This window comes from Saccharothrix sp. CCNWYY140 (assembly GCF_037401995.1).
Taxonomy (GTDB): Bacteria; Actinomycetota; Actinomycetes; order Mycobacteriales; family Pseudonocardiaceae; genus Actinosynnema.
Map to the genome: position 1 here is coordinate 54,924 of NZ_JBBEGC010000035.1, position 13,977 is coordinate 68,900.

At 70.9% G+C, this 13,977-nt stretch carries 10 protein-coding genes; 3 read left to right on the forward strand and 7 right to left on the reverse strand.

From position 1 onward, the window contains the following. Window positions 1–85 precede the first annotated feature (85 nt). Both WBN91_RS17955 and WBN91_RS17960 read left to right on the forward strand, forming a co-directional pair. Window positions 86–877, forward strand: coding sequence for a hypothetical protein (locus WBN91_RS17955; RefSeq protein WP_337724461.1), 792 nt, complete (start codon window positions 86–88; stop codon window positions 875–877). Further along, the gene (locus WBN91_RS17960) at window positions 874–2,487 is read left to right on the forward strand and encodes a serine/threonine-protein kinase (protein ID WP_337724462.1); all 1,614 of its coding nucleotides are present in this window, start codon (window positions 874–876) and stop codon (window positions 2,485–2,487) included. The genes WBN91_RS17955 and WBN91_RS17960 overlap by 4 nt, the downstream gene beginning before the upstream one ends. A gap of 138 nt (window positions 2,488–2,625) precedes the next feature. Here WBN91_RS17960 and WBN91_RS17965 read toward each other — a convergent pair whose 3' ends face one another. From WBN91_RS17965 to tkt, 7 genes are all read right to left on the reverse strand, one after another. After that, entirely contained in the window at window positions 2,626–3,894 is a 1,269-nt protein-coding gene (locus WBN91_RS17965; RefSeq protein ID WP_337724463.1) for a sensor histidine kinase, read from the reverse strand. A gap of 184 nt (window positions 3,895–4,078) precedes the next feature. Continuing rightward, a complete protein-coding gene (gene pgl / locus WBN91_RS17970; protein ID WP_337724464.1) occupies window positions 4,079–4,858 on the reverse strand; it encodes a 6-phosphogluconolactonase in 780 nt (259 codons plus the stop codon). Then, a complete protein-coding gene (gene opcA, locus WBN91_RS17975; protein WP_337729389.1) occupies window positions 4,855–6,042 on the reverse strand; it encodes a glucose-6-phosphate dehydrogenase assembly protein OpcA in 1,188 nt (395 codons plus the stop codon). The genes pgl and opcA overlap by 4 nt, the downstream gene beginning before the upstream one ends. Then, window positions 6,039–7,580: a glucose-6-phosphate dehydrogenase gene (gene zwf / locus WBN91_RS17980; RefSeq protein ID WP_337724466.1), complete on the reverse strand. Its 1,542-nt coding sequence runs from the start codon at window positions 7,578–7,580 to the stop codon at window positions 6,039–6,041. The genes opcA and zwf overlap by 4 nt, the downstream gene beginning before the upstream one ends. A 73-nt stretch (window positions 7,581–7,653) precedes the next feature. Next, window positions 7,654–9,270, reverse strand: a complete 1,617-nt coding sequence (locus tag WBN91_RS17985; RefSeq protein WP_337724467.1) for a glucose-6-phosphate isomerase — start codon at window positions 9,268–9,270, stop codon at window positions 7,654–7,656. Between the two features lies 1 nt (window position 9,271). Then, entirely contained in the window at window positions 9,272–10,384 is a 1,113-nt protein-coding gene (tal, locus tag WBN91_RS17990) for a transaldolase (protein WP_337724468.1), read from the reverse strand. 21 nt (window positions 10,385–10,405) lie between these two features. Further along, window positions 10,406–12,499 carry a transketolase gene (gene tkt / locus WBN91_RS17995; protein WP_337724469.1) on the reverse strand — a complete coding sequence of 698 codons (2,094 nt, stop codon included), beginning with the start codon at window positions 12,497–12,499 and terminating at the stop codon, window positions 10,406–10,408. A 262-nt stretch (window positions 12,500–12,761) separates the two neighbouring features. Here tkt and WBN91_RS18000 point away from each other — a divergent pair, with 262 nt between their 5' ends. After that, the gene (locus WBN91_RS18000; RefSeq protein WP_337724470.1) at window positions 12,762–13,685 is read left to right on the forward strand and encodes a heme o synthase; all 924 of its coding nucleotides are present in this window, start codon (window positions 12,762–12,764) and stop codon (window positions 13,683–13,685) included. Window positions 13,686–13,977 lie beyond the last annotated feature (292 nt).

Consider the following 13,977-nt stretch of genomic DNA (forward strand, 5'->3'; position numbering starts at 1 on the left):
TAGAGCTAGTGTTCCAGCCGTTCGCATACCGACTCCCGGACTCGTCCGTGCCCATGAACTTCGAGGTGCCCCTGTGAGACGCATTATGAGCAGGGTTGGTTTACTGCTCTCCCTCGGGATCTTCCTGGGCGCCGGCACCTCGACCGCGCACGCGATCGCCCCCGACGAGGTCACGCTGAGCGCCATTGTGGACGGCAAGCGGGTCACCCCGGACGACGACCTCGTGCTCGACCCGGCGACGTCGACGCGCATCGAAGTGACCGTCCACAACGGAACGGACACCGTGCGCCACATCAAGACCGTGCGCCTGTCCGGCACCGCGCTCGCGCTGACGTTCTTCTCCTACGACACGACCGTGCCCTTCGACGTGCCCGCGAAGCAGAGCGTCACCAAGGCCTTCGTGCTCGACCTCGGCCAACTCGGCACCCAGGCGACCGGCCTGCTGCCCACCGACATCGAGGTCCTCGACGTCAACCGCGAGGTCGTCGCGACGGTGAGCGCGACCGGTGACGTGCGCGGGTCGATGTGGTCGGTCTACGGGGTGTTCGGCCTCGCCGTCTTCGTCCTGACCGTGCTGGCGTGGGCCGCCGCACTGTGGGGCCTGGCGCGGCGCAAGCTCCCGGCCAACCGCTGGCAGCGCGCGATGCAGTTCCTCCCGGCCGGCGTCGGCACGGGCCTGGTCGCGGTGATCTCGCTGTCCGTCCTGCGGGTGATGGCCCCGTCACCGGCGGCGGAGATCCCGTTCCTGCTCGGCTCGGCCGCCGCCGCCCTGCTCCTGGGCTACCTGACCCCGCACCCGGCATCCGACGACGTGCCGCCCACGGACCCCGAGGCGACCCAGCGCATCACACGCCCGCTGCCCGGCGGTGCCGCGTGACGGTCAGCGCCAGCGTCGTCGCGGCGCTGCCCCAGTACGACATCGGCGGTCAGATCGGCCACGGCGGCATGGGCGTGGTCTACGCCGGCGTCCACCGCCCGCTGGGCCGTCCCGTGGCGATCAAGCGCCTGCCCCAGGTGCTCGCCGAGGACGCCCGGATGAGCGCGAGGTTCGAACACGAGGCACGACTGCTGGCCCGGCTGGACCACCCGCACATCGTGCCGGTGTACGACTACGTCCAGGACCACGGCGAGCACCTGCTGGTCATGGAGAAGCTGGACGGCGGCACGGTCTGGTCGAAGTTCAGCGAACACGGCTTCACCCCCGCCCAGTCCTGTGCGTTGCTCCTGGCCACCCTCTCCGGCCTGCACGCCGCCCACGGTGCCGGCGTGCTGCACCTGGACGTGAAGCCGAAGAACCTCCTCTTCACCGCCCAGGGCGCACTGAAGGTCGCCGACTTCGGCATCGCCCAGGTCGTCAGCGAGGGCGCCACCCTGGTGACCCACGCAGGTCAGGTCCTGGGCACACCCGCCTACCTGGCCCCCGAACAGGCCCTGGGCAACCCCCTGAGCCCAGCAGCGGACGTCTACGCCGCCGCCACGGTCTTGTACGAACTGCTCAGCGGCCACCTGCCCTTCGAAAGCGGAGGAGGTGCCCTGGCCATGATCCAACGCCGAGTGCACCACCAACCCCGTCCGCTGACCGAGGTGCCGCCCCCTCTGGCCCAGGTCGTGATGCGCGGCATCGAACGCGACCCCCAGTCCAGGTACCGCAACGCCGAGACCTTCGCGATAGACCTGGCCGGCGCAGCAGCGGAAGTCTTCGGCCGCGACTGGCTCATGCGCGTAGGACTACCCGTCCACCTGGCACCTCAGGTATCGGCGGCGAGCACCAGGCCGTCGACCCAGCCTTCGGTGCCCAGGGAAACGCTGAACATCCCGGTACGCGCCACGATGGTCGACAGCCCGCCACCCGTGTGGTCCGGACAGCAGACGTTGGTCCCGGCGAAGGACTTGATCACACCGCCGAAGCCGGCGGTGTGGTTCGCCGTGGCGGCGGCCCTGTTCGCGTTGTTGGTGGTCGCGCTGCCGTTCGCCGTGCCGGGCCGGGACTTGCCGATCATCGAGCGGGACATGACCAAGCCGGTGGTGTGGGAGGGCGCGACCAGGCTGACGGTCGAGGCGGTGGGCATCCCCCTGGCGGATGTCACGGGCGCCGGCACCTTCGAGCTTCCCGGTGCCACCCGCTGGATCGTGGGCGGCGCGGCCTTGGCCACGGCACACACGGCCGAGGGCGAGCGCGAGTTCTCCTTGCAGCCCACGACGAACCCGATGATCAGCATCATGGGTGCGGGCAGCGCGGTGTTGCTGCTGTTCACGCTGGCGTACTTGGAGTCACTGCTCAGGTCCCTACGGCGACGGCAATCGGGCACGGCAGCGGTGATCGCCTCGGCTCCGCTGGGATTCGGGCTGGGAGTCGCGGTCTGGCTCCTCCCCACGGTGCTGCTACGCCACGAACCCGCCTTGTGGCCCGCCATCGCCGGCGGCTGCCTGGGCACCCTGGCCGCAATCTCCACCGCCATCGCCACCCGCCGCGCATCCCATCGCTAAGCAGCCCGACCAGCAGCAGCGTGGCCTTTAAGGTAGAGGTGTGCCGTGCGGCAGCTCCATAAAAAGCTGCCGCACGGCTGCCCGCTGGTCGCCAGGTAAGTGGGGGCGTGCACGGCAGGGGAGTGCGCGCCGGATTTGTTAGTCGAGTTGGCGGGCCAGGGGGAAGGTCACTGCTACTCGGAAGCCGCCGTCCTCGGACGGTCCTGCCTCGAAAGTGCCGTCCAGCAAGGCCGCGCGTTCGCGCAAGCCCACCAGTCCATGCCCGCCACTGGGCAGGGTCGCGCACTCGTGCGGAGCCAACGGCGGATCGTTGCGGATCTCCACGCGGAGTTCGTCCGCGTCCGCTTGAATCTGCACCGAAGTCGCCGCACCGCCCGCGTGCTTGCGAACGTTGGTCAAAGCCTCCTGCACAGTCCGGTACACCGCCCCGGAAATCGACGCCGGCAGGTCGTCCACCGGCCCCAGCACCGTCAGGGCCGCTGGCAGACCCGAGGAAGCCAACAACTGGGGCAAGTCCTCGATCCGCGGCTGCGGAGAGTCGTCACCAGACGTGGTACGCAGCACACTCACCAGCTGACGCAACTCATCCAACGTCCGGGTGCTGAGCATCCGAATGGTCCCAGCCACCTGCTGCGCGTTGGGATCAGCAGCAGCCATGCGCAATGCACCCGCCTGCATGGCGATGAGGCTCACCTGGTGCGACACCACATCATGCATCTCACGGGCCAACCGGGCGCGTTCGTCGGCTCGAACGGCATGGGCGTGCAGCATCCGCTCTCGTTCACGGCTCTCCGCCAGTTCCGCGATGCGGGCCGACAGTTCCTCCCGCGCATGGACCAGCAGGCCGATCGCGATGGGCATCCCGGCGACGATGCAGCCGTAGATGGCATCGTGGATGTGGGTCGTCCAGTCCAGTTCCAGGAACTTGTCCGGTGGCCACAGGAAGAACCTGCTGAACCACACCAAGCCCGCCGCGATGTAGGTCTGCGTCGACAGCAGCTTGCGCCGGGCCAGCGTGCCCAGAGCGATCATGGCCGCCAGCTGTGCCATGCCGGCCAGGAAGCCGGGCACGGTCAGCAGGACCACCAGGAACGGGAACCGTCGTCGGAACGCCACCGCCGCGACCGCCACCACGGACAGGGCGTAGTTGTAGACCTGGGCGTCCGGTGCGAACCAGAACCACACGTCGAACGCGGCGATCGCCACGGCGGCCACGTCCAGCATCAGTTGCCGGTGTCGGGCCAGCCAGGCCCGCAGTCCTCGGGCAGCGTCGGCCACCCGGTCGGTGGGGACGCCGTTGACCCCGCCGCTCGGCAGTCTCTCGACAGCGTTGCCGGCCAGGACCCGTCCTCCCGTCTCAGCCATCCGCCGCTTGTCACCGTACTGGGCTGTCATCACGCTTGGCATGACCCGCTCCTTCGCCCCCGACCTGCTCGCCATCCACCCTCACCCAACGAGACGCCCTGATTACTCGTACGGGACGCGGAGCCGTCCACAAAGTTGCGAGCGCGAACGTCCGGTAGGCGGACACGTGAACGACATCACGCCGCCCACCCGGAGGCGGACGGCGTGAAGGGGTCGAACGCGGGGCTCAGGCCAGCGGAGGGGTGAACAGGTCCGGGACCTTCGCCGCCGCCGCCGAGTCGAGCAGCCACAGGGTGCGTCGCTGCCCGCGAGCGCCCGCCGCCGGCAACTGGACCTCGCCGGCGCCGGTGAGGGCCATCGCCACGGCTGCCGCCTTGCCCTCGCCGGTGGTCATCAGCCACACCTCGCGGGCGCGGCTCGCGGCGGGCAGGGTCAGGCTGACGCGGGTCGGGGGCGGCTTCGGGCAGTTGCGGACGGCCACGACCGTGCGCTCCTTCTCGTAGACCGCGGGGGACGACGGGAACACCGACAGGGTGTGCCCCTCCTCGCCCACGCCGAGCAGGCACACGTCGAACGACGGCACGGGGCCGTGGTCCTCCGGGCGGGCCTGCGCGGCCAGCAACTCGGCGTACGCGTCGGCCGCCGCGTCCGGGTCGTCGCCGAACCGGCCGTCGGAGGGCTCCATGACGTGCACGCGCGCCGGGTCGACGGGCACGTGGTCGAGCAGTGCCGCACGGGCCTGGGTCTCGTTGCGGTCCGCGTGCCCGGAGGGCAGGAACCGCTCGTCGCCCCAGTACAGGTCCACGCGGGACCAGTCCACGGCGTCGCGCGCCGGGGTGGCGCGCAGCTGCTCCAGCACGGCGATGCCGGTCCGGCCGCCGGTCAGCACCAGCGACGCCGAGCCGCGCGCGGTCTGGGCGTCGACCAGCCGGGTGACCAGGCGGGCCGCCGCGGCGGCGGCCAGCAGGTCGCCGTCGCGGTGCACCACCACCTCGGGCCGGCTCATGCCTTGGTCCTGGCCGACGAGCCCTTGCCCGCCACCTTGACCGTGCCCTTGGCGGACTTCGCCTTGGCCGCCTTCGCCACCTTGGCCGGGGTCTTCGCCGCCGCCCGGGCGGGGGCCTTGGCGGGGGTCTTCGCCGACCCGTCCGCCGCCGCACCGTCGCCGCTGGGCGCCTCACCGGCCGGCTCCGACCCGTTGGGCGAACCAACGGCACCGGCCGCGGCGGGCGCGGGTCGGCGGGCCGCCGCCGTGGCCTTCGCCGGGGTACGGCCGCGCACGACCTTGCCCAGCGACCGCAGCGCCAGCTCGTACACCTCGTCCGGGTCCAGCCGGCGCAGTTCCTCGGCCAGGCAGTCGCGGATCTCGCGGCGCTGCAACGCCACCCGCCGCTCCGGCTGGCCGGGCTGGGTCAGCGTGCCGACCTTGCCGTCCGGGCGCACCAGCTCGACCACCCCGGACTTGCGCTCCAGGCGCACGTCCACGATGCCCTCGCCGCGCACGGCCTTGGCCCGCTTCACCGGCAGCCGCAGCGAGCCGGCGAGCCACGCCGCCAGCAGGTCGGTGGACGGGGAGTCCGCCTCGCCGCTGACCTCGGCCTCGGTCACCTTCTCGTACGGGGGCAGGTCGAACGCCGAGGCGAGCATGGCCCGCCACAGCGTCAGCCGCGTCCACGCCAGGTCCGTGTCGCCCGGCGTGTACCCGGCCTTGCGCTGGTCCAGCGCCTTGATCGGGTTCTTCTCGGCCGCCGAGTCGGTGATCCGGCGCTGCGCGAGCTGCCCGATCGGGTCCAGCGCGGGCACGGCGGGCGCCTCGTTGGGCCACCACGCCACCACCGGGGTGTCCGGCAGCAGCAGCGGCACCACGCACGACGCGCCCTCGTTGGCCAGCTCGCCGTACAGGCGCAGCACGATCACCTCGGACGCGCCCGCGTCGCCGCCGACCCGGATCTGGGCGTCCAGCCGGGGCGCGGCGCGGCGGGCGCCGCGCGCGACGACGATCACGCGGCACGGGTGCTCGCGGCTCGCGTCGTTGGCCGCGTCCACCGCGTCCTCGGTCTTGGTCCCGTCGTCGGTCACGATGACCAGCGTCAGGACCCGGCCGAGGGTGACCGCGCCGCCCTCCTCGCGCAGCTGCACGAGCTTGCTGTTGACCTGCGACGTGGTCGTCGAGGGCAGGTCGATGATCACGGACGCCTCCAGTGCCTGCCGGTGCGGGCCAGCATCTCGTCCGCCGACGCCGGTCCCCAGGTGCCTGCCTTGTACTTCTCCGGCGCGCCGGTGGCGGCCCAGTGCTTGAGGACCGGGTCCAGGATCTCCCAGGACAGCTCGACCTCGTCGTTCTTCGGGAACAGCGACGGCTCGCCGAGCAGCACGTCCAGCAGCAGCCGCTCGTAGGCCTCGGGCGAGGACTCGGTGAAGGCGTGGCCGTACCCGAAGTCCATCGTGACGTCCCGGACCTCCATCGTGTTGCCCGGCACCTTGGACCCGAACCGCATGGTCACGCCCTCGTCCGGCTGCACCCGCACGACCAGGGCGTTCTGCCCCAGCTCCTCGGTGGCGGTGTCGTCGAAGGGCAGGTGCGGCGCGCGCTTGAACACCACGGCCACCTCGGTGACCCGGCGGCCCAGCCGCTTGCCGGTGCGCAGGTAGAACGGCACCCCGGCCCAGCGGCGGGTGTTGATCTCGCAGGTGATGGCCGCGTAGGTCTCGGTGGTGGAGTCCTTGGCGAAGCCGCCCTCCTCCACCAGGCCGGGCACCTTCTGCCCGCCCTGCCAGCCGCCGGTGTACTGGCCGCGCGCGGTGGTCTCGTCGAACGGGCCGACGGGCCGGGTCGCGGACAGCACCTTGACCTTCTCCGCCCGCAGGTCGCTGGGCCGGAACGACACCGGCTCCTCCATCGCCGTGAGGGCGAGCAGCTGGAGCAGGTGGTTCTGGATCACGTCCCGGGCCGCGCCGATGCCGTCGTAGTAGCCCGCGCGACCACCCAGGCCGATGTCCTCGGCCATCGTGATCTGCACGTGGTCGACGTAGTTGGCGTTCCAGATGGGTTCGTAGAGCTGGTTGGCGAAGCGCAGCGCCAGGATGTTCTGGACGGTCTCCTTGCCGAGGTAGTGGTCGATGCGGAACACCGACTCCTCGGGGAAGACGTCGTTGACGATCTTGTTGAGCTGCTTGGCGCTGCCCAGGTCGTGGCCGAACGGCTTCTCGATGACCACGCGCCGCCACTGCCCCGGGTTGTCCGCGGGCGGGGTGGCGAGGCCGGCGCGCTTGAGCTGGTTGACCACCGTGGTGAACGCGCTGGGCGGCACCGACAGGTAGAACGCGTGGTTGCCGCCCGTGCCGCGCTCGCGGTCCAGGTCGGCCAGCGTGGCGGCCAGCGCGTCGAAGGCGATGTCGTCGTCGAACGTGCCCTGGACGAACCGGATGCCCTCGGCGAGCTGGTCCCAGACCTCCTGCCGGAACGGCGTGCGCGCGTGCTGCTTCACCGCGTCGTGCACGACCTGCATGAAGTCCTGGTCGGCCCAGTCGCGGCGGGCGAAGCCGACGAGCGCGAAGCCCGGTGGCAGCAGGCCGCGGTTGGCCAGGTCGTAGATCGCGGGCATGAGCTTCTTGCGCGACAGGTCACCGGTCACGCCGAAGATCACCAGGCCGCTGGGCCCCGCGATGCGCGGCAGCCGCTTGTCCCTGGGGTCCCGAAGGGGGTTGCGCTTGGTAGGAGCGGTCATCGGCCCTCCTCGCTGCGCTCGTCGGACAGATGACCGAGCGGTGCTGTATTGAATGGTGCCCTCGCAAGCTCGGTCACGACCCGTCCTCCTGGATGGCCTCGACGAGCTGGGCCAGCCCGGCGACCCGGTCGGTGAGGTGCAGGCGCAGCACCGGACGACCGCGCTCGGCCAACACCTGCCCGTCGCCCAGCGCCTGGGCGAGCTGGAGCGTGCTCAGGTCGTAGGGGCGGCCCGGCACGTCCAGTGCGACCTCCGACGCCCCGGTGAGCTGGAGGAACACGCCGTTCTGGTGACCGCCCTTGTGGTACTGGCCGGTCGAGTGCAGGAACCGCGGACCCCAGCCGAACGTGGTCTGGAGGTGCGAGCGCTGCGCCAGCTCCGCGCGGGTCAGCGCGAAGGAGGCGTCGTCGACCCGGTCCAGGTAGGCCTGGACGGACAGGTAGCCGTGCTGCCCCGCGGCGGCGACGAGCACCTTGATCGCGTCGGCGACGGTCTTCACGTCCGGCGACAGCCAGCCCTCGCTCGGGTACACCTCGATCGGACCGTCCACAAAGGCCGGCGCCGACGCCGACGCGGCGGGGGCGTCCAGAAGGGACCGTGCCGCCTTCTTCGCCGCCTCCACGTCGGGCTGGTCGAACGGGTTGATCTCCAGCACCCGCCCCACCAGCGCGGTGGCGTACTCCCACACCAGGAACTGCGCGCCCAGCGCGCCCTCGACCGAGATCGACGACGAGCCGGTGGCCGGTCCGATCGCGACGGTCGTGGCGTCCGAGCGGGCGTCCACGAACCCGGGCGCGCCCGGACCCTCCACGACGACCGGCAGCAGGCCGGTGCCGTTCTTGCCGGTCGACTCGGCGATCAGCTGCTCGGCCCAGTCGCCGAAGCCGGAGATGCCCGACCCGGTGTCGGCGAACACGATCTTCTCCGCGCCGTGCGCGTGCGCCACCGCGAAGGTCGCGGCCAGCACGATCGCCGGGTTGTCGGGGGAGTCGGCCGACACCAGGGGAGCGGCTGCGGCGGCCTCGTCCAGCAGCGCGCCGACGTCCGCGCCGGCCAGGCCGGCGGGCACCAGGCCGAACGCGGTCAGCGCCGAGTACCGGCCGCCCACGTGCGGGTCGGCCAGGAACACCTTGCGGTACCCGGCCTCGCGGGAGGCGGCCTCCAGCGGCGAACCCGGGTCGGTGACCACGACGATCCGCGACGCCGCGTCCACGCCCTCGTCGGCGAAGGCCTTCTCGAAGATCCGGCGGTGGCTGTCGGTCTCGACGGTGCCGCCGGACTTGGACGACACCACCAGCACCGTGCGGGTCAGGTCCCCCGCCAGGGCCTCGGCCACCTGGCCGGGGTCGGTCGTGTCCAGCACGACCAGCGGCACGCCGGCGGTGCCGGTGATGACCTCGGGCGCGAGCGACGAGCCGCCCATGCCCGCGAGCACCACCCGGTCCACGCCCTCGGCGCGCAGCTCGTCGCGCAGCGCCTCGATCTCGGCGACCAGGGGGCGCGAGGTCTCGTGCAGGGTGGTCCACGCGAGGCGGATGGACGCCTCGGACTCCGCGTCGGGACCCCACAGCGTGGCGTCGCCTTCGGTGAGCTTGCTCGCGGCCCGGTCGCGGACCAGGTCGCCCACCACGGTGGCGACCTGGTCCTCGTTCGGCGAGCGGACGATCTCCACGGAGATCACCTCGGTCATATCAGCCCTTTGCCTGGTTCAGTTGTCCGGTCACCGTCTCCAGCAGCTCCGCCCAGGACTTCTCGAACTTGTCGACGCCCTCGGTCTCCAGCACGGCGAACACGTCGTCGAGGTCGATGCCGACCTCGGCCAGTCCGTCGAAGACCTCCTGCGCCTGCGCGGCCCGCCCGGTCACGGTGTCACCGGTGATCCTGCCGTGGTCGGCGACGGCGTGCAGCGTCTTCTCCGGCATCGTGTTGACTGTGTCGGTTACGACCAGCTCGTCCACGTACCTCGTGTCGGAGTAGGCCGGGTCCTTCACACCGGTCGAGGCCCACAGCGGGCGCTGCGCGCGGGCGCCGTCGGCGGCCAGCGCCTCCCAGCGCTCACCCGTGAAGGTCTCCTCGAACGCCGCGTAGGCCAGGCGTGCGTTGGCGATCGCGGCCTGACCGCGCAGCGCCTTGGCGGCCTCGGTGTCCAGCGCGTCCAGCCGCTTGTCGATCTCGGTGTCCACGCGGGACACGAAGAACGAGGCCACGGAGTGGATGCCGCGCAGGTCGTGGCCGTTGGCCTTGGCCTGCTCCAGGCCCGCGATGAACGCCTCCATGACGTCGCGGTAGCGCTCGGTGGAGAAGATCAGCGTCACGTTCACGCTGATGCCCTCGGCGATCACCTTGGTGATGGCGGGCAGGCCCGCGATCGTCGCCGGGATCTTGACCAGCAGGTTCGGCCGGTCCACGGCCTTGGCCAGGTCCAGCGCCTCGGCGATGGTGCCCTCGGTGTCGTGCGCCAGGCGCGGGTCGACCTCGATGGACACGCGGCCGTCCACGCCGTCGGTGGCGGTGTAGATGTCGCGGAACAGGTCGCACGCGTTGCGCACGTCCGTGGTGGTGATCTCGCGGACGGCGGCGTCGGTGTCGGCGCCGCGCGCGGCCAGCTCGCGCACCTGCTCGTCGTACGCGGTGCCCTTCGACAGGGCCGCGGCGAAGATCGTCGGGTTGGTGGTCACGCCCACCACGTGCTGGTTGGCCACCAGGTCGGCGAGGTTGCCGGTGTTCAGCCGCTCGCGGGACAGGTCGTCCAGCCAGATCGACACACCGGCGTCGCTGAGCTGGGCCAGCGGGTTGGCAGTCATTTCATCGCCCCTTTTGGAGATTCAGCGGACCTTGGCCAGCGACCGGCGGGCCGCCGCGACGACGTTCTCGGTGGTGAAGCCGAACTCCCGGAACAGCGTCTGGTAGTCGGCGGAGGCGCCGAAGTGCTCGATCGAGACGATCTCGCCCGCGTCACCGGCGAACCGGTGCCACGGCTGCGCGATACCGGCCTCGACGACCACGCGCGCCTTGACCGACGACGGGATCACCGACTCGCGGTAGGCCTCGTCCTGCGCGTCGAACCACTCGACCGACGGCATGGACACCACACGGGTGGCGACACCCTCGGCCTCCAGCACCTTCCGCGCCTCGGCCGCGATCTGGAGCTCCGAGCCCGTGGCGATGATCACCAGCTCCGGCTCGCCGTCGCCGGCCAGCACGTAGCCGCCGCGCTTGACGCCCTCGACCGCCTTCTCCTTGGTGCCCTCGAGCACCGGCAGGTTCTGGCGGGACAGCGCGAGGCCCACGGGGCCCTCGGTCTGCTCGATGGTCGCCTTCCACGCCGCCGCGGTCTCGTTGGCGTCGCCGGGGCGCACCACGGTCAGACCCGGGATGGCGCGCAGCGCGGCCAGGTGCTCGATCGGCTGGTGCGTCGGGCCGTCCTCGCCCAGGCCGATGGAGTCGTGCGTCCACACGTAGGTGACCGGCGACTTCATCAGCGCGGCCAGGCGGACCGCCGGGCGCATGTAGTCGGAGAACACCAGGAACGTGCCGCCGTACGGGCGGGTCGGGCCGTGCAGCGCGATGCCGTTGAGGATCGAGCCCATCGCGTGCTCGCGGACGCCGAAGTGCAGCGTGCGGCCGTACGGGTGGGCCTTCCACATGCCGGTGGAGATCGACTCGGGGCCGAACGAGTCCGAGCCCTTCATCGTGGTCAGGTTGGACTCGGCCAGGTCGGCCGAACCGCCCCACAGCTCCGGCAGCACGCCGGCCAGCGCGGTCAGCGTCTCACCGGAGGCCTTGCGGGTCGGCACGCCCTTGGCGTCCGGGTCCCACGACGGCAGCACGTCCGCCCAGCCCTCGGGCAGCTCGCGCGCGACCAGCCGGTCGAACAGCGCCTTGCGCTCCGGGTTGGCCGACGCCCACGCGTCGAAGGAGGACTGCCACTCGGCCTTGGCCGCCTCGCCGCGCTTGACCACCTCGCGGGCGTGGTCGAGGACCTCGTCGGCGACCTCGAAGGTCTGCTCCGGGTCGAAGCCCAGGATCTGCTTGACGGCCTTGACCTCGTCGGCGCCCAGCGCCGCGCCGTGCGCCGCGCCGGTGTTCTGCTTGTTGGGCGCCGGGTAGCCGATGATCGTGCGCAGCAGGATGAACGAGGGCCGCTCGGTCTCGGCCTTGGCGTTCTCCAGCGCCTCGAGGATGCCGGCGACGTTCTCGCCGCCCTCGACGACCTGGACGTGCCAGCCGTAGGCCTCGTAGCGCTTCGCGGTGTCCTCGGACAGCGCGATGGTGGTGTCGTCCTCGATGGAGATCTTGTTGTCGTCGTAGATCACCGTGAGGTTGCCCAGCTTCTGGGTGCCCGCGAGGGAAGAGGCCTCGGAGGTCACACCCTCCTCGATGTCGCCGTCGGAGGCGATCACGAAGATGTGGTGGTCGAACGGGCTCTGGCCGACCGGCGTCTCCGGGTCCCACAGGCCGCGCTCGCGGCGGGCGCCCATCGCCATGCCGACCGCGGAGGCCAGGCCCTGGCCCAGCGGACCGGTGGTGATCTCGACGCCGGCGGTGTGCCGGTGCTCGGGGTGGCCGGGGGTCTGCGAACCCCACGTGCGCAACGCCTTGAGGTCGTCCAGCTCCAGGCCGTAACCGGACAGGAAGAGCTGGACGTAGAGGGTCAGGCTGGAGTGGCCCGCGCTGAGCACGAACCGGTCACGGCCCACCCAGTCGGGGTCGGCGGGGTCGTGGCGCATCACGCGCTGGAACAGGGTGTAGGCCAGCGGCGCCAGGCTCATGGCGGTGCCCGGGTGGCCGTTGCCGACCTTCTGCACCGCGTCCGCCGCGAGGACACGCGCGGTGTCGACGGCGCGCTTGTCGAGCTCCGTCCAGTCGTCGGGCAGATTGGCCTCGGTCAGCCGGGTGATGTCATCGGTGACGGACACGGACTTCCAGCTCCAGTCTCACGTAGGCGGCGGTCTCCCCGACGGTGGGTTCTCAATCGATCCCGTCTGGCCCTAGCCGCAGTTTTCCCTCGTCCGCCGGTCAGCCTAGTAGGCGGTAGCGGCGTCCGTGCCACTTGCGCAATGTGGGTGTACGCACAGGGCATACGAGCGGCGCTCCTCCCACGTTCAGACGTACCCGGACGGGCTCTGCTTTCAACGCGCGGTTACGATCTGCTCATCCCCCGACCTGACGAGGAGTGCGATGAGTGCCGTCAGCGAGCTTCCGGCGCGATCGCCCCGCCAGGTGGTCGGGGCGTACGTGGCCCTCACCAAGCCGCGCGTCATCGAACTGCTGCTGATCACGACCATCCCCGCGATGCTCCTGGCGGCCCGAGGCCTCCCGCCCCTGTGGCTGATCGCGTGCACCCTGGCCGGCGGCACCCTCGCAGCGGGCTCGGCGAACGCGCTGAACTGCTACGTCGACGCGGACATCGACTCGGTCATGAAGCGCACGGGCACGCGGCCGTTGGCCCAGAACGCCATCCCCCCGCGCAACGCCCTCGTCTTCGGCGTGGTGCTGGGCGTCCTGTCCTTCGCGTTCCTGTGGCTGACGACGAACCTGATCTCGGCGGTGTTCGCCGTCGCGACGATCTTGTTCTACATCTTCGTCTACACCCTGGTGCTGAAGAGGCGGACGTCCCAGAACATCATCTGGGGCGGCATGGCGGGCTGCATGCCGGTGATCATCGGCTGGTCCTCGGTGACCGGCACGGTGGCATGGCCGGCCTTGGTGATGTTCGGCGTGATCTTCTTCTGGACCCCGCCCCACACGTGGGCTCTGGCGATGAAGTTCAAGGAGGACTACGCCAGGGCTGGGGTGCCGATGCTGCCTGTCGTGGCGACGGCACAGCAGGTGACGCGGCAGATCGTCATCTACTCGTGGATCACGGTCGTGTGCACGCTGCTGCTGGCCCCTGTCACGTCGTGGGTGTACGTGGCGGTGGCGGCCGTGTCGGGCGTGTGGTTCGCCGTCTTCGCGCACCGGCTGCACGGGGTGGTGCGGCGGGGCGGGTCGACGAACACGATGAAGTTCTTCCACCTGTCGAACCTGTACTTGATGCTGGTGTTCTGCGGCCTGGCGGTGGACGCGGTCCTCGGCCTCCCCGTCCTCGGCTGGCCCTTCTAACCCGCCGCACACCCCCGCCCGCCCCTCGCTCCCGCACCGACCGCTGCCGCACGCGGTTTTTTCACGTAGTTGCCGCACGGCACACCTCAGCCCCCGCCTTTTCTTTTGCTTTGTGTCCATCCTTGGCGGCCTGCCCGCCGGCGAGGCGCTTTTCGCTCTTCAAGCTCTTCAAGATCTTTGAACGCGACGCTTCGCTCTCAAGCTGGACGCGCTGACGCGCTCTCAAGATCAAAAGCTAGCAGGGAGACCACCGATGGGGGGTGAAGGGCGTCGGTTCCCCCACCGCATGGCC